Annotated in this window: 14 protein-coding genes; 9 read left to right on the forward strand and 5 right to left on the reverse strand. The window is 60.9% G+C overall.

Going from position 1 to position 15,342, the window contains the following annotated elements:
• The first annotated feature begins 519 nt into the window (after positions 1-519).
• The 4 genes from ACM5SV_RS31515 (at position 520) to ACM5SV_RS31530 (ending at position 4,378) form a co-directional block, all read left to right on the forward strand.
• Positions 520-1,656 carry a DUF3734 domain-containing protein gene (locus ACM5SV_RS31515; RefSeq protein WP_017997152.1) on the forward strand — a complete coding sequence of 379 codons (1,137 nt, stop codon included), beginning with the start codon at positions 520-522 and terminating at the stop codon, positions 1,654-1,656.
• Positions 1,646-2,386, forward strand: coding sequence for an acetoacetate decarboxylase (locus ACM5SV_RS31520; protein ID WP_012760102.1), 741 nt, complete (start codon positions 1,646-1,648; stop codon positions 2,384-2,386). Before ACM5SV_RS31515 ends, ACM5SV_RS31520 begins: the two co-directional genes overlap by 11 nt.
• Before the next feature lie 12 nt (positions 2,387-2,398).
• Positions 2,399-3,181 carry a 3-hydroxybutyrate dehydrogenase gene (locus ACM5SV_RS31525; RefSeq protein WP_017997154.1) on the forward strand — a complete coding sequence of 261 codons (783 nt, stop codon included), beginning with the start codon at positions 2,399-2,401 and terminating at the stop codon, positions 3,179-3,181.
• A gap of 285 nt (positions 3,182-3,466) precedes the next feature.
• Positions 3,467-4,378, forward strand: coding sequence for an acetamidase/formamidase family protein (locus ACM5SV_RS31530; RefSeq protein WP_113545378.1), 912 nt, complete (start codon positions 3,467-3,469; stop codon positions 4,376-4,378).
• Between the two features lie 38 nt (positions 4,379-4,416).
• Here ACM5SV_RS31530 and ACM5SV_RS31535 read toward each other — a convergent pair whose 3' ends face one another.
• From ACM5SV_RS31535 to ACM5SV_RS31550, 4 genes are all read right to left on the reverse strand, one after another.
• Positions 4,417-5,322 carry an NAD(P)H-binding protein gene (locus tag ACM5SV_RS31535; RefSeq protein ID WP_017997156.1) on the reverse strand — a complete coding sequence of 302 codons (906 nt, stop codon included), beginning with the start codon at positions 5,320-5,322 and terminating at the stop codon, positions 4,417-4,419.
• A gap of 94 nt (positions 5,323-5,416) precedes the next feature.
• Entirely contained in the window at positions 5,417-6,274 is an 858-nt protein-coding gene (locus ACM5SV_RS31540) for a helix-turn-helix transcriptional regulator (protein WP_017997157.1), read from the reverse strand.
• A 91-nt stretch (positions 6,275-6,365) separates the two neighbouring features.
• Positions 6,366-7,268 (reverse strand): proline iminopeptidase-family hydrolase, encoded by a 903-nt coding sequence (locus ACM5SV_RS31545; RefSeq protein WP_222005246.1) that lies wholly within the window; start codon positions 7,266-7,268, stop codon positions 6,366-6,368.
• Positions 7,269-7,332: 64 nt separating this feature from the next.
• A complete protein-coding gene (locus tag ACM5SV_RS31550) occupies positions 7,333-8,145 on the reverse strand; it encodes a helix-turn-helix transcriptional regulator (protein ID WP_011649700.1) in 813 nt (270 codons plus the stop codon).
• 130 nt (positions 8,146-8,275) lie between these two features.
• On the opposite strand from ACM5SV_RS31550, the gene ACM5SV_RS31555 reads away from it, so the two are divergent.
• Genes ACM5SV_RS31555 through ACM5SV_RS31575 form a run of 5 tightly spaced genes read left to right on the forward strand, consistent with a single transcriptional unit; the run spans position 8,276 to position 14,244 of the window.
• On the forward strand, positions 8,276-9,166 hold the full coding sequence (locus ACM5SV_RS31555; RefSeq protein ID WP_221975047.1) for a proline iminopeptidase-family hydrolase: 891 nt from the start codon (positions 8,276-8,278) through the stop codon (positions 9,164-9,166).
• 51 nt (positions 9,167-9,217) lie between these two features.
• Positions 9,218-10,156 carry an ABC transporter permease gene (locus ACM5SV_RS31560; RefSeq protein ID WP_018069399.1) on the forward strand — a complete coding sequence of 313 codons (939 nt, stop codon included), beginning with the start codon at positions 9,218-9,220 and terminating at the stop codon, positions 10,154-10,156.
• Positions 10,153-11,004 (forward strand): ABC transporter permease, encoded by an 852-nt coding sequence (locus ACM5SV_RS31565; protein ID WP_003551931.1) that lies wholly within the window; start codon positions 10,153-10,155, stop codon positions 11,002-11,004. The genes ACM5SV_RS31560 and ACM5SV_RS31565 overlap by 4 nt, the downstream gene beginning before the upstream one ends.
• Positions 11,001-12,710 (forward strand): dipeptide ABC transporter ATP-binding protein, encoded by a 1,710-nt coding sequence (locus ACM5SV_RS31570; protein WP_222005247.1) that lies wholly within the window; start codon positions 11,001-11,003, stop codon positions 12,708-12,710. The genes ACM5SV_RS31565 and ACM5SV_RS31570 overlap by 4 nt, the downstream gene beginning before the upstream one ends.
• 19 nt (positions 12,711-12,729) lie before the next feature.
• Positions 12,730-14,244 (forward strand): ABC transporter substrate-binding protein, encoded by a 1,515-nt coding sequence (locus ACM5SV_RS31575; protein WP_222017812.1) that lies wholly within the window; start codon positions 12,730-12,732, stop codon positions 14,242-14,244.
• Between the two features lie 84 nt (positions 14,245-14,328).
• Here ACM5SV_RS31575 and yghU read toward each other — a convergent pair whose 3' ends face one another.
• A complete protein-coding gene (yghU, locus tag ACM5SV_RS31580) occupies positions 14,329-15,204 on the reverse strand; it encodes a glutathione-dependent disulfide-bond oxidoreductase (RefSeq protein WP_017997164.1) in 876 nt (291 codons plus the stop codon).
• Positions 15,205-15,342 lie beyond the last annotated feature (138 nt).

Below are 15,342 nucleotides of genomic sequence, written 5' to 3' on the forward strand. Positions count from 1 at the left end.
TGGTCTTGACCAGGCTGAAGATCGTCATCCTTGCTCCCAACGTTGGCTTTGACCAGTGCGTCGAGAGGCGAGACTGTCGCATCTCTAACTGGCCCAACTGTCGCATTACTAAATAGCCCTTACACAAATTTGCGGCGTAATATATATTATGGAACATAAGATTGCTCCTGTCTCGAAGCGAGACTTCGTTGATTGAACCAGCTGACGACGCTGGTCGAACGGCGTAGCAAGCCTGAAATGAGGGATTGGCCTGGCGTGGGTGAATTCGCAGTCTACATCTCCACACAGCCAACGTTGTCACATTTTGTTGCATTGCAAGATGCCCTCGGCAGGACTAACTAAATGCTTCAATGGTTGCGACGAATGCGCAGCTTTTGACTAGCAAGCCTCTGAAATAACTTAGAATACGATTACTGAAGAAGCTTTTCTGCATTACTAAAACTTAATCTGCCCTGTGCAGCTCGATGGCCTTCCCTGTGCTATTTGTTAGCAGCTGCAGCATTTAAGGAAAAGCGTCCCGTGAGTAGTATTCCGACAGAGAAAACCGTGCTGGTGTTTCAGGGCGGTGGTGCTTTGGGTGCCTACCAGGCCGGCGCTTACGAAGCTTTGCATGAGGCTGGCATCCGCCCCGACTGGCTGGCCGGGATATCCATCGGCTCGATCAACTCAGCCATCATTGCCGGAAGCCCCGTCGATCAGCGTGTCGATAACCTCAGGACCTTCTGGCATCGGGTATCGTCCGGCCTGCCCGGCCATTTTCTCGGCAATGGCAATGCGATGCGCAAATGGTTCAACGAATCCTCCGCTTTTCTGGGATCTTTGACCGGCGTTCCCGGCTTTTTCACGCCGCGCGTCTTTGCGCCATGGAACATCCCGGGCGACCCGATGGCCGCGATCAGCCTTTACGACACCGCGCCGTTGCAGGAGACCCTCGCCGGTCTGGTCGATTTCGACCTGATCAATTCAGGTGCCATCCGTCTCAGCCTCGGCGCAGTCGACGTTGTTAGCGGCAACTTCAATTATTTCGACAACCGCGATTGCGCGTTTTCGCCCAAACACGTGGCCGCCTCCGGGGCGTTGCCGCCGGGTTTTGCGCCCGTCGAGATCGACGGCCGCTATTATTGGGATGGAGGTATCGTTTCCAATACGCCGCTGCAGCGCATTCTCGGTGGTAGCGAGTTGGAGACAGATCTCTGCATCTTCCAGGTCGATTTGTTCAGCGCCAAGGGCGTGCTGCCCAAGGATGTCTTTGACGTCGATGCCCGCGAGAAGGAAATCCGTTTTTCCAGCCGTACCCGGCTCAACACCGACCAGTTCCGCAAGCTTCAGTCGGTGCGCATGGCGGCCAAGCGGCTGATGGAAAAGCTGCCGCCTGAGCTGAAGGACGATCCTGATGCGAAGCTTCTTGAAAGGATCGGCAATGATTGCGCCGTCACCATGGTGCACCTGATCTATAGGCGTGCCGCCTACGAAACCGGATCCAAGGACTATGAGTTTTCGCGGCTCTCCGTGGAGGAACACTGGAAGGCCGGCCATGACGATGTGGTCGAGACGCTGAACCATCCAGAGTGGCTCAACCGGACGCGTCCGACCAATGGGATACGGATTTTCGACCTTGCCGAGCAACGCCTGCGTGGGAAAAACCATGAAAATTGAAGATGTCGTTCGTAATGCCTTTGCCATGCCGCTGACGAGTCCATCCTACCCGCCAGGGCCGTACCGGTTCGTCAATCGCGAATACATGATCATCACCTATCGCACCGATCCGGAGGCCCTGCGCCGGGTCGTGCCGGAGCCGCTGCAGTTCGATGAGCCGCTGGTGAAGTACGAATTCATCCGCATGCCGGACTCGACCGGCTTTGGCGACTATACCGAATCCGGCCAGGTCATCCCGGTGACCTATGAAGGCGTACACGGCGGTTACGTGCATTCTATGTACCTCAACGACGACGCGCCGATCGCCGGTGGCCGCGAGATTTGGGGCTTTCCGAAGAAACTGGCCGAGCCGTCGCTGACATCCGTCAAGGATGCGCTGGTCGGCACGCTCGACTATGGCGGTCAGCGCGTCGCCACCGCAACGATGGGCTTCAAGCATCGAACACTTGACAAGGCGAAAATCCTCGAAAGCCTGAAGCAGCCGAATTTCATGCTGAAGATCATTCCACATGTCGATTGCACACCGCGCATCTGCGAACTGGTGCGCTACTATCTGGAGGATCTGACGGTGAAAGGCGCGTGGGAAGGTCCGGGCGCCCTGGCGCTGTTTCCGCATGCGCTGGCGCCGGTCGCCGACCTGCCGGTGCTTGAGGTCAAATCCGCCATCCATATTCTCTCGGACCTGACGCTGGGCCTCGGCGAAGTGGTCCATGATTATCTTGCAAAATAGGGAGTCCAAACCATGAAGCTCAGGGACAAGGTCTGCATCGTCACGGGCTCGGCCAGCGGTATCGGGCTGGCGATCGCAAGGAAATACGTTTCAGAGGGTGCCAGGGTCGTCATTGCCGACCTGAAGCTCGAGGCGGCGCAAGCGGCGGCCAAGGATCTGACGGCTGCCGGCCCGGGCGAGGCGATCGGTCTTGCGATGGACGTGACCAGCGAGGAAGCCGTGAACGCCGGCGTCGCCGCCGTCGTAGCCAAGTGGGGCCGGGTGGACGTGCTCGTCTCCAATGCCGGCATCCAGATCGTCAACAAGATCGAGGACTACGCCTTTTCCGACTGGAAGAAGATGCTTGCCATCCATCTCGATGGCGCGTTCCTCACCACCAAGGCTTGCGTTCCCCACATGAAAGCGCAGAAGGGCGGCGCGATCATCTATATGGGCTCGGTGCATTCGCATGAGGCTTCGCCGCTGAAATCGGCCTACGTCACCGCCAAGCACGGCTTGCTCGGCCTTGCTCGTGTGGTCGCCAAGGAAGGCGGACCGGATGGCGTGCGTGCCAACGTCATCTGCCCCGGCTTCGTCCGGACGCCGCTGGTCGACAAGCAAATTCCGGAACAGGCAAAGGAACTCGGAATTTCCGAAGACGAGGTCATCAAGAAGGTAATGCTCGGCGGCACGGTGGATGCACAGTTTACGACGGTCGACGATGTCGCAGAAGTGGCGCTGCTCTTTGCCGGTTTCGAAACCAATGCTCTCACCGGCCAGTCACTCGTCGTCAGCCATGGCTGGTACATGCAGTAACGGTCGCGCTGAGGCATCGCATCTGGGACCGTTAAGGCTCAACCCTGTTGAATGTTGCGGTCGATACCGCGTTGCTCCCGACTTCGTCAGTGCCGGCAATCTCTGATCTACAGCGCTGCGTGTCGGAAAAGACGCGCAAAGGACGCTGTAGTCCTTTGAATTGCTGCATAATTTTAATCCTGAAGTCGATTCCAGTTTAAGCAATTATGCAGTAGTCTCGAATTCTCTCCGCCGGGCAATTCAGCCGCAGGCTCATGACATTCGAACGAGCGAGAGCTGTATTTCATGACCACTCACCGCTTCATTCCGACGAGATTTCACAATGTCATCGGCTCTCTTCCGCCGGCCCTGCACATCGCCGACGGCGATACCGTGGTCACCGAGACGCTCGACGCCGCCGGGCATGACAAGGACGGCACCAAGCAGGCATCCGGGCCCAATCCGGTGAACGGCCCGATCTTCGTGGAAGGTGCTGAGCCCGGGGATGCGCTGAAGGTCGAGATCATCAGCATGATCCCGACCAGGGACACGGGGTTTACCCGCAGCGTCGTCGCCGCCAATGTCGTCGATCCCGAGGCGGTTCGCGACCTGCCGCCGCGCGACATCGCCATCTGGGCGATCGACCGTGAGGCATTGACCGTCCGGCTTTCCGAGCCGGTCGGCGGCCTCGAAAATTTCGTTCTGCCTCTCGCCCCGATGATCGGCTGTTTCGGCGTGGCGCCCAGCCTCGGCCAGGCGATATCGACCGCGACCAGCGGCGAATATGGCGGCAACATGGACTATCGGCTGTTCGGTCCCGGCACCACCGTCCGCTTGCCAGTAGCGGCCCCCGGCGCCCTTTTCTTTCTGGGCGACTGCCATGCCGTGCAAGGGGATGGCGAGATCGTCGGAACCGGTGTCGAGACGACGTTCCAAGTCATGGTGCGGCTGACGGTGGAAAAGAAGGCCGGACTGGTCTGGCCGCGCGGGGAAACCGCCGAAGACATCTTCACCATCGGCAACGCCCGGCCCCTCGATCAGGCGCTCCAGCACGCGACCAGCGAAATGTTGAACTGGCTGGCATCGGATTATGGTCTGGACAGAACGGCGGCCAGCCATCTGCTCGGCCAGGTGGTGCGTTACGATGTCGGCAACGTCTTCGACCCGGCCTACACGATGGCTTGCCGTGTCGCCAAGAAATGGCTGGTTCGCCCATAGAGGGTCCCGGCAGGACGCCTCCCCATGCGTGATTGAGGCTATCGCGACACAGCCTGCCGAACGTCAGGACGAAATGTTTCGAGGGCAGCGGAAAGCTCCGTGCGGCCACGGCGGATTTCGCCGATGCCGGCTTCGGCTCCGATCAGGCCCTTGTTGTGCGCGTCACTGAGCCTGACGATCAGCTCGGCGTAACTTTCCGAGAGTCCTGTGCGGATCAACGTTGCCGGCCACTCGGCACGCGGCAGTTCGTGTGCGACAACGCGCCGGGTCAACAATCGCCCCAGGGCCGCAGCGATCTCAAGCGCCGTGTATTCGCGCGGCCCCTCGCCATGGACGATCCGCGGCGAAGGGCCATGATCCTCATCAGCCAGCAGAAGGTCGGCAGCCATATCGCCGATATCGGCGGCGGAGACGGTCGGAAAGGGTCGTGCCAGCGGCTGGTGCATGCTCGGCATCACGCCGGTCTCATTGGCGATCTTCAGGTAGCGTGCCCAGTTTTCCATATGTTCGGCCGAACGCAGAAAGACCATCCTGGCGCTGCACTGCCGGAACCGCTCCTCCATCAAACGGAACAGCCTGGTAATGCCGGTATCGATCGTCAGATGCGCACCGTAATCCGAGATCGCCAGGACGCGCGGCGGCCGGGCGGCATCGACCGCCTCCGCCATCCGCTCGATAGACTGCAGCATCTGGCGGCTGGCATCGGCGGCGCGAGGGTCGATCGGGCAGATGAGCTGTACAGCCGTCGCATCTCTCATCGCGAGCGCCATGGCATCGGCATCGCCGACCTCAGCCATGGCAATCTCGCATCCGAGCGCCGCAAGGGGTGCGGCCTTGGCGGGATTACGGAGCACCGCCGTGACGGGAGAGCCCTCGGCCCGAAGCCTTGTTATCGTTGCCTTGCCGATTTTGCCGGTGGCGCCGAAGATGACAAACATGATCATTCCTTCCTCTGCTCGCAGTCGAAGGAAGATGCACTGCCGCTAAGGGGCATTGCCTGCGCATTCGGCCGATCCGTTGCAGGATCGGCCAATTTTTTTAATTGCGCGCGCGGGTGATGGTGCCGGGGCTGATGCCAAGCAGCCGCTTCATGCTGTTTGCCATATGGCTTTGATGCGCAAAGCCTGCTTCCAGGGCGATCTGGCTCAAGGGCAGGCCGGAGCTTCGGATCAGCACCTCGACGCGAGCCACCCGGCGGTGCAGCACATATTGATGCGGCGGCATACCGAAACTATTTCGAAACTGCGTCTTCAGATGCGAGAGGCTCAGTCCGGCAAGAGCTGCCAGTTCCGCAAGCGAAAGCGAGGTGTCGAGATTATCCTCGATGTAGTCGGCAAGCATCCGCTTCTGACGGGGCGAGAGCGCTCTGCCGCTATCCACTGGGCGAGAGCTGCCGCTGCCCGCCTCGACCAGACGGAGCGCCAAAGCTGTCGCCAGCGTATCGGCATAGAGGTTGTCGGACGGCACATCCGCTTCGAGTTCCGCTTTCAAGGCCCAGACGATGGCCTCGAGCCGCGGATCGCGGAGTTGAAATTGCGGCACGATTGCCGTCGCGGGGTCGCGGCCGAGGTCGATGGCAGCCCGATGGAAAAGATCCTTGCTGATCTTCAGTCGCAGGATCATGCATTCGCGGTCGTCCTCCCAGACGCCATCAAGGCCGGCTGGCACCACGTCGATATCGCCATGCTTCTGCAGTCGGCGATGCTCCCGCCCGTCACAGCGGCATTGCGCCCGCACCGGCCGGCCGACGTGGACCCCGAGACGATGGTAGGGCGTGCCTGAAATATGCGTGCTGCCGGGCGGAATGCGTAGCAGCTCAGCCTCCAGACCGTGCCAGCCGCGCCCCCTGCTCGTTGCGAGGATTGTCGCGCTTCCTGTCGGCGAATGATCGTTCATCGGTCCGTTCCGTTCGCTCGAATGGGACCAAGACTATCTCAAGCGTCACCTCCGCGGCAAGAAATGGTGCTGTCGGCGGGAACGATTTTTCTCAGTCGTGCCGGGACAGGAAACCGGAAACGGTCGCCAGGCAAAGCTGCTTTTCCTCGACATGCGGCATATGGCTGGAATTTTCGAAGAGCACCCATTCGCAGCCCGGAACGCGTTCGAGATAGGGCCTTACCACCAGGGGCGTCGCCTCGTCGTATTTTCCCGAGACCAGCAGCGTCGGGGCTTCGATGCGGTCCAGCCTGTTCTCGATCGTCCAGTCTTTCATCGTACCGATGACGTGAAATTCGGTCGGGCCGTTCATGTTGCGGTAGACGGTGTTGTCCTCGTCCATGATTGCAAAGGTCCGCGCCACTTCAGGCGGCCACGGCACCACGCGGCAGACATGGCGGTCATAGAAGACGCGTGAGGCGGCGATATAGTCCGGATCGGTGAGGCTTCCCGCCAGCTCATGCTTCAGCAGCGTGTCCTGCACCTCTTTCGGCAGTTCCTGCCTCAGCCGGTTCGCCTCCGAAACCCAGGTGTGCATGTTGGCCGGCGAGTTGGCGATGACAAGCGCCTTCAGACCTTGCGGCTGGCGCACCGCATGTTCGGCGCCGAGCATGCCGCCCCAGGACTGGCCGAGGAAGGCATAACGATCCCGAATGCCGAGATGGGAAAGTAGCGTGTCCAGCTCCTCGAGGAACAGGCCGACCGTCCAGAAATCCGGGCCTTTTTCCGGAAGTCGGGTGGAATTGCCATTGCCGAGCTGGTCGTAATGGATGACCGGACGGCCGTCGAGGGCGGCGATATCCTTGAAGGAATCGACATAATCATGGGTGCAGCCAGGCCCGCCATGGGCGACGACGAGGGGCAGCTTGCCGCTCTCCAGCGAACCGGTGACGCGATACCAGGTGCGATAGTCGCGAAAGGGCAGGTAAGCTTCTTTGGTCGTGACTTCGCCCACCGGTGTCTCCATCTCTTGGCGTCATGAAAAAAGCATAACGCGGCGGCAACGGTGAAGGCAGCTATCACAAGTTATAGGGTGGCCAATTATGGGTAGGCCGGTCTTCGAGCAGGCGGTAATGGGTGGCGCGCACCACGGCCTGGGTTCGGTTGCGGGCGCCGAGTTTCTTTGTCGCGGCGTTCAGATGCATCACGACGGTCGGTACCGAACGGTCGATGATGCGGGAAATTTCCTTGGCGGAGTAACCTTCCGCCGAATGGCGCAGGCATTCACGTTCCCGCTCGGTCAGGCGGATCGTGCCGACGCTCTTCGCCCGCGTGTCGAAAAGCGAATAGGCGGTCTCATGGAAAACATGGGCAAGCAGGTTGAAGTCGGCGATATAGCGCAGTGCGTGCCGTTCGAAATCTTTGTTCCGGCCGAAGCGGATGCCGGTGACGGTCGCATAGTCGCCGCGTGGCATATGAACCGGAACGGTGACGCCGGTCGACATATCGCGTTCGCTCAAATAGCGCGTCACCGGCGCGGTGTCTTCGGTCATGAAACGGTTGATCAGCGTGTCGGCGTCCGGGTCGTAGTTCCAGAAGAAGGGCGCGGAGGTGCGCAGCGCCACCTGCTGCACCGGATCGATACGGAAATAGCCGCGATTGAACCAGTAATCGTGCATATCGTCGGAGATATTCCGCAGCTTCAGCAGCGATGGTATCATGATCGCGCCGTCGAGATCGTAAGGCACCGGTGTATAGTCGTAGATCAGCGCCTCGAAGCCGATCTGCTTCATCGCCTCGAAGGCCTGGTCGATGCGTCCATCAAGCGTTTCGTGCGCTGTAAACTGCCGTCTGATCGTTCCGATATCGTCAAGAATGGGGTCGTCAAGCATGGGCTGCTCCCGGGGTTCGGCATTGCGGCCCACCCTATCACTTCTTATAGCTGGCACTGAATGCGGTTTAAGGTAAAAATTTAGCCGTGCCCAAATATTGAGCAAGCGAAATCTTCTGCCGGAGCGATCAATGTGGCGTGAAATACGGCCGGACGAGCGATTCGAGATCGATGTCGATGGCTATCGCGTCGTTGCCTATAGTTTCGGGACCGGCAGCGAGACGGTTTTCTGCCTGAACGGCGGGCCGGGTCTGCCCTGCGATTACCTGCGCGAGGCGCATTCCTGTCTCATCGACAAGGGCTATCGCGTCGTCGCCTTCGACCAACTCGGCACCGGCGCTTCCGACCGGCCGGACGATCTCTCGCTCTGGACGATCGGCCGTTATGTCGAAGAGACGGAGACGGTGCGCAAGGCGCTGGGGCTCGGCAAGGTCCACATGCTCGGCCATTCCTGGGGCGGCTGGCTGGCGATCGAATACGCGCTGACCTATCCCGAAAACCTCAAGACGCTGATCCTCGAAGATACCGTCGCCGATATGCCGCATCTGATCTCGGAACTGGAACGGTTGCGCGCGGCACTCGGTCCCGAAACTGTCTCGATGATGCAGAAGCACGAGGCGCAAGGCACCTACAATCATCCGGAATATCTCGCCGCCGTCACCATCCTCAACTACCGCCATGTCTGCCGTCTGCCGGAATGGCCGGCGCCGGTGCGCCGCTCGCTCGACGATTGGAACATGGCGCCCTATGAGACGATGCAGGGGCCGAACGAGTTTCTCTATATCGGCAACCTCAAGGACTGGAACCGTATACCCGACCTGCCGCGGCTGACGCCGCCGGTGCTCATCACGACGGGAGAACATGACGAGCTGACGCCGGCCTGTGCGCTGAGGATGAAGCTTGCGCTGCCGAATGCCGAGCTGAAGGTATTTGCCAATGCCAGCCACATGCCGTTCTATGAGAACCCGCAGGATTATTATCCGGCGCTTCTCGATTTTCTCGCCCGGCACGAGGCAGGCTGATGCAAGAGGGAGCGGACCGAACCCGACGAAGACAAAGGGGCGATCGCCGACATGCATCGCTATAAATTCGTTCTGACGCGACCGTTGCAGTTCCTCCCCGTGATCTTCGGCATCAGCGTCATTACTTTCATTCTGGTCCGGCTGATCCCCGGCGATCCGGCGCGCAATATCCTCGGGACGCGTGCGACGCCGGCGGCCCTTGCCAGCATTCGCGCCCAGTACGGCCTCGACCAGCCGATGTGGCTGCAATATGTCTATTTCCTCAAGAACCTCGCCAATGGCGAGATGGGCAAGTCGATCCTCTACAAGATCGACGTGCTGAAGCTGATCGTCACCCGAATCGAGCCGACGCTTGCGCTCGTCGTCTCCAGCGTCGTGCTTTCGGTCCTGATCGCAGTGCCGATGGCGGCGATTGCCGCACGCAATGCCGGCCGGGCGCCGGATCATGCGGTGCGCATCGTCTCGACCTTCGGCATCGGCTTTCCGCCCTTCTGGCTGGGGTTGATGCTGATCATCCTCTTCAGTGTCGAACTCGGTGTGCTGCCGGTTTCGGGCTATGGTGCAACGATCGGCGAAAAGCTGTCGCATCTGGTGCTGCCGAGCCTGACGGTCGCGCTGTCGCTCTCGACGGTGCTGACGCGCAGCCTGCGGGCGGCGATGATCGAGCAACTGAAGTCGGATGTCGCGACGGCGGCGCGCGCTCGCGGCATGCCCGAAGGCATCGTCTTCTGGCGACACGTCCTGCCGAATTCGCTGGTGCCGACGATCAATCTGCTTGCCGTCAACATCGGCTGGCTGATCGGCGGCACGGTAGTGGTCGAGAGTGTCTTTGCGCTGCCCGGCATGGGGCAGCTGCTGGTCAGGGCGATCTTCTCACGCGACTACATGGTGGTGCAGGGCGTCGCCATGGTCTTTGCCTGCGCCACCGTGCTCATCAACTTCATCGCCGACATCGTCACTGTCGCCGTCGATCCGAGGGTGAAGCTATGAGCATCGAGGCGATCGCCCCCGCATCCCCCGGCTGGCGCCGGTTCTTCGGCCGGCGGCCGATGCTTGTGCTCAGTGCCGGCCTACTGCTGTTCTTCGTGCTGGTGGCGATCGGCGCGCCCCTCGTCGCGCCTTACGACCCGATCATGCAGAATGCCGAGGTGCGCCTGCAGGCGCCTTCGCTGTTGCACCCCTTCGGCACCGACAATTTCGGCCGAGACATCCTTTCCCGCGTCATCTGGGGCGCCCGCCTCGACCTGCAGATGGCGCTGATCGGCGTCATCTTCCCCTTCGTAATCGGCACGACGGTCGGCACGATCGCCGGCTTTTTCGGCGGCATCGTCGATGCGCTGTTCATGCGCCTCGTCGATATCATCCTCGCCTTCCCCTTCCTGGTGCTGATGCTGTCGATCATCGCGATCCTCGGACCGGGCCTCGGCAGCTTCTACATCGCCATGGCGCTGGTCGGCTGGGTTTCCTATGCACGGCTGATCCGGGCGCAGATGCTGGTGCTGAAAGGCAGCGACTATGCCGTTGCCGCCGTCAGCCTCGGCTTCAGTCGCCCGCGCATCATGTTCCGCCATCTTTTGCCGAACGCGATCGCCGGCTCGATCGTCTTTTCGATGTCCGATGCGACGCTGGTGCTGCTCAGCGGCGCCGCCGTCAGCTATCTCGGCCTCGGCGTCCAGCCACCGATCGCCGAATGGGGTGTCATGGTCGCGGAAGGACAGAGCTTCATCACCACCGCATGGTGGATCACGCTGTTTCCCGGTCTCTCCATCGTCTGCCTCGCCTTCGGCTTCAGCATGCTGGGCGACGCGCTCGGCGAACTGCTGGGGGTGCATGAATGAGCGGCTCCGTGCTGTCCGTCCGTGATCTCACAGTCAGGGCGTATGTCGATTCCGGCCCGCGCACGCTGCTCGATGCGGTCTCGCTGGACCTCGGCAAGGGTGAGATTCTCGGTCTCGTCGGTGAGAGCGGCTCGGGCAAGAGCCTGTTCTGCCGTTCCCTGGTGCGCCTGCTGCCCTCCTCGCTCCTGAAGATCGAAAGCGGTAGCGTGCTGCTCGAAGGGCGTGACCTCATGCGGATCGATGATGGCGAGATGCTGAAAGTGCGCGGCGGCGAGATCGGCATGATCTTCCAGAACCCGACCAGCCATCTCGATCCGGTGATGCGGATCGGCGATCAGATCGCCGAGGGCATCCGCTATCACCAGGGCCTCAGCGCCCGCGAGGCCCGCGCCGCGGCGACGGAAATCCTGGCGCAAGTCGGCTTCCCCGATCCGAAGCGCCAGTACGACAGTTATCCGCACGAATTTTCCGGCGGCATGCGGCAGCGGGCGATGATCGGCGTGGCGCTGTCCTGCAATCCGAAAATCCTGATCGCCGACGAGCCAACGACGGCACTCGACGTGACCATCCAGGCGCAGATCCTGCGGCTGTTGATTGACATACGCGATCGGCGCGGCTTATCGATCATTCTGATCACTCACGATCTCGGTATCGTCGCCCAGACTTGCGACCGCATTGCCGTGCTGCGCGGCGGCAAGCTGCTCGAAGAAGGGCCGAAGCGGACGATCCTGGCGCGGCCGCAGCATCCCTATACGATCAACCTGATCAACAGCCACCCTTCCATCTCAAGCGAGACGCCTGCGCCGCCGCTCGAGCTTGCCGAGGCCAGCCAGCCGCCGAGACCATTGCTCGAAATCGATGATCTCCATGTGCGCTTCAGAGCGGGTGGCGCCCTGCTCAGGGGCGGTGCCAAGACGGTGAGCGCCGTTGCCGGCGTCAGCCTGCAGATCATGCCGGGCGAGACGGTCGGCATCGTCGGCGAATCCGGCAGCGGCAAGAGCACGCTTGCCCGTGCCGTGCTCGGCCTCACCCCGCTTTCCTCGGGCCACGTCACCTTCGACGGCGTCGATCTGGCGTTGCAGAAAAGCGCCGGCCTGGCAAAGCTCAGGCGCGAGACGGCGATGGTGTTCCAGGACCCCTATAATGCGCTCAATCCGCGGCTGACGATCGGGCAGATGCTAGCCGAGGTGCTGAAGGTGCAGGGCAAGGTCGCCAAGGCCGATATCCCTGTTCGAATCGGCGAACTGCTCGATCTCGTCGGCCTCGAACGCGAATTCGCCGGCCGCAAACCGCGCAGCATGAGTGGCGGCCAGTGCCAGCGCGCCGGCATTGCCCGGGCGCTGGCCGTCGATCCGAAGATGATCATCGCCGACGAATGCGTGGCGGCTCTCGACGTCACCATCCAGGCACAGATCATCGAACTTTTCCGCGATCTCACGGCGAAGATGAACCTGACGCTGATCTTTATCGCCCATGATCTCGCAATCGTCCGCAATCTCTGTGAACGGGTCGTCGTGATGTATCGCGGCGAGATCGTCGAGGAAGGCCGCTCCGAAGAAGTCTTCGCGCGGCCGAAGCACCCCTATACGGCGGCGCTGATCGCCGCGATTCCCGACATCGATCCTGACAAGCGGCTGCTTCAAGACGCCGACGGCAAGGACGATCCGCATTCGATGCCGATTCAATCAATCAAACGCATGCCATAACAACGAAGGGAACGAACTCATGACAAACAGGTGGAAATCAATCGGGCTTGCAGCCTTGCTCGCCGGTCTGGCGCTCAGCGCAAGCTATGCCGAGGCCGCTGGTGTGCTCACCATCGGCCGCCGCGAGGATTCGACGACATTCGATCCGATCAAGACCGCGCAGAACATCGACAACTGGGTGTTCTCCAACGTCTACGACGTGCTGATCCGGGTCGACAAGACAGGCACGAAACTGGAGCCGGGCCTTGCCGAAAGCTGGACCACCTCGGATGACGGACTGACCTACACGTTCAAGATCCGCGACGCGAAATTTTCCGACGGTTCGCCGCTGACGGCGGAAGATGCGGCCTACAGCCTGTTGCGCATCCGCGATGACGCTGCATCGCTCTGGAGCGATTCCTACAAGGTGATCGACACGGCCGTGGCGACCGACGCGCATACGCTGACGATCAAGCTCAAGAACCCGTCCGCGCCGTTCCTTTCGACGCTGGCGCTGCCGAATGCCTCCGTTATCTCCAAGAAGGGCATGGAATCGCTGGGCGCCGACGCCTATGGTGAAAAGCCGATCGCATCCGGCGCGTTCACCGTCGAGGAATGGCGGCGCGGCGACCGCGTCATCCTGAAGAAGAACCCGAATTTCTGGCAGGCGGACCGGGTGAAGCTCGACGGTGTCGAGTGGATCTCGGTGCCTGACGACAATACCCGCATGCTGAACGTCCAGGCCGGCGAGTTGGATACGGCGATCTTCGTTCCCTTTTCTCGGGTCGAGGAGCTGAAGAAGGACCCGAACCTCAACGTCGATATAGACGCTTCGACCCGTGAGGATCATCTGCTGATCAACCATGCGCATGGCGCGCTCGGCAAAAAGGAAGTCCGCCAGGCGCTGGATCTCGCGATCGACAAGAAGGCGATCGTCGATACCGTCACCTTCGGCCAGGGCACGGTCGCCAACTCCTATATTCCGAAGGGCGCGCTCTATTATTATGCCGACAACCTGCAGCGGCCCTATGATCCCGAAAAGGCAAAAGAGTTGCTGGCGGCCGCCGGCGTCTCGGACCTGACGCTGAACTATCTGGTCCGCGCCGGCGACGAAGTCGACGAACAGACGGCTGTGCTCGTCCAGCAGCAGCTGCAGAAGGCCGGCATCACCGCCAATCTGCAGAAGGTCGACCCGAGCCAGGAATGGGACATGATCGTTGCCGGCGACTACGACGTCTCGGTCAACTACTGGACCAACGACATTCTCGATCCGGACCAGAAGACCACCTTCGTCCTCGGCCACGATTCCAACAACAACTATTCGACCAACTACAAGAGCGAGGCGGTGAAGGAACTGGTTGCCAAGGCGCGTCTCGAACTCGACCCGAAGAAGCGCGAACAGATGTATGTCGATCTGCAGAAGATGGCCAAGGACGACGTCAACTGGATCGACCTCTATTACAGCCCCTATATCAACGTCTCTCGCAAGAATATCGAGAACTTCTATCAGAACCCGCTCGGCCGGTTCTTCCTGGAAGACACGGTCAAGAACTGAGTTCAGGCAGCACGCAAACGCTCCGCCGCCCTAAAGGCGGCGGAGCATCATTTGTTGCCACGACACGTGGCTGGCGCCGCTTGCTTACTCGGCGGCCGCGAGCTTGTCCTGCGTCCTGGTGTCGAAGTCGCTGGCGTCGTGACGCTCGTGCAACTGGCTCGAGGGATCGCCGGAGAGCCTGTTGACCATCCGGCCGCGTTGCACGGCCGGCCTGCTGTGGATGGTGTCGGCCCAGCGCAGCACGTTCTTATAGTCCTCGACCTGCAGAAACTCGGCTGCACCATAGGTCCAGCCCTTCACCAGGCCGCCATACCAGGGCCAGACGGCAATATCGGCGATCGTGTATTCGCTGCCCGCCAGATATTCGCTTTCGGCAAGGCGACGATCGAGCACATCGAGCTGGCGCTTCACTTCCATGGCGAAGCGGTCGATCGCGTATTCGATCTTCGTCGGGGCATAGGCGTAGAAATGGCCGAAGCCGCCGCCGAGATAGGGCGCGCTTCCCATCTGCCAGAACAGCCATGACAGGCATTCGGCGCGCTCGCTCGGTTCGGTCGGCAGGAAGGCGCCGAACTTCTCGGCGAGATAGGTGAGGATGGCACCGGACTCGAAGACACGGATCGGCTTTGGTCCGCTACGATCCATCAGCGCCGGGATCTTGGAATTGGGATTGACCGCAACGAAGCCGCTTCCGAACTGGTCGCCATCGCCGATCTTGATCAGCCAGGCGTCGTACTCAGCACCGCTTTGGCCAAGGGCCAGCAGCTCCTCGAGCATGATCGTGACCTTCTGGCCGTTCGGCGTGCCGAGCGAATAGAGCTGCAGCGGATGACGGCCGACCGGAAGCTCTTTGTCATGCGTCGGTCCCGCGATCGGGCGGTTGATGCTGGCGAATTGGCCGCCATTCGCCTTGTTCCAGGTCCAGACTTTCGGGGGTGTATATTCGGAAGAACCGCTCATCTTTCAAACTCCTGGCATTGGTCAGATAGGATCGCGATGCCAATGGGTTTGGCCACCGCATTTTTCCTGACATAGCAGAGGCGACGAGGTTTTGTCAGAGGTGTCGAAGCGGTTTCACGCAATCGTCAGAGCCTTGGC

Origin of the sequence: Rhizobium sp. CRRU65, assembly GCF_048551595.1 — a bacterium.
GTDB classification, from domain to species: Bacteria; Pseudomonadota; Alphaproteobacteria; order Rhizobiales; family Rhizobiaceae; genus Rhizobium; species Rhizobium leguminosarum_J.

What these genes read in the sequence shown, in the direction of transcription:
- ACM5SV_RS31520 (WP_012760102.1), top strand. Translation starts at nt 1,646, where the DNA reads ATGAAAATTGAAGATGTCGTTCGTAATGCCTTTGCCATGCCGCTGACG.
- ACM5SV_RS31525 (WP_017997154.1), top strand. Translation starts at nt 2,399, where the DNA reads ATGAAGCTCAGGGACAAGGTCTGCATCGTCACGGGCTCGGCCAGCGGT.
- ACM5SV_RS31530 (WP_113545378.1), top strand. Translation starts at nt 3,467, where the DNA reads ATGACCACTCACCGCTTCATTCCGACGAGATTTCACAATGTCATCGGC.
- ACM5SV_RS31535 (WP_017997156.1), bottom strand. Translation starts at nt 5,322, where the DNA reads ATGATCATGTTTGTCATCTTCGGCGCCACCGGCAAAATCGGCAAGGCA.
- ACM5SV_RS31540 (WP_017997157.1), bottom strand. Translation starts at nt 6,274, where the DNA reads ATGAACGATCATTCGCCGACAGGAAGCGCGACAATCCTCGCAACGAGC.
- ACM5SV_RS31550 (WP_011649700.1), bottom strand. Translation starts at nt 8,145, where the DNA reads ATGCTTGACGACCCCATTCTTGACGATATCGGAACGATCAGACGGCAG.
- ACM5SV_RS31555 (WP_221975047.1), top strand. Translation starts at nt 8,276, where the DNA reads ATGTGGCGTGAAATACGGCCGGACGAGCGATTCGAGATCGATGTCGAT.
- ACM5SV_RS31560 (WP_018069399.1), top strand. Translation starts at nt 9,218, where the DNA reads ATGCATCGCTATAAATTCGTTCTGACGCGACCGTTGCAGTTCCTCCCC.
- ACM5SV_RS31565 (WP_003551931.1), top strand. Translation starts at nt 10,153, where the DNA reads ATGAGCATCGAGGCGATCGCCCCCGCATCCCCCGGCTGGCGCCGGTTC.
- ACM5SV_RS31570 (WP_222005247.1), top strand. Translation starts at nt 11,001, where the DNA reads ATGAGCGGCTCCGTGCTGTCCGTCCGTGATCTCACAGTCAGGGCGTAT.
- ACM5SV_RS31575 (WP_222017812.1), top strand. Translation starts at nt 12,730, where the DNA reads ATGACAAACAGGTGGAAATCAATCGGGCTTGCAGCCTTGCTCGCCGGT.
- yghU (WP_017997164.1), bottom strand. Translation starts at nt 15,204, where the DNA reads ATGAGCGGTTCTTCCGAATATACACCCCCGAAAGTCTGGACCTGGAAC.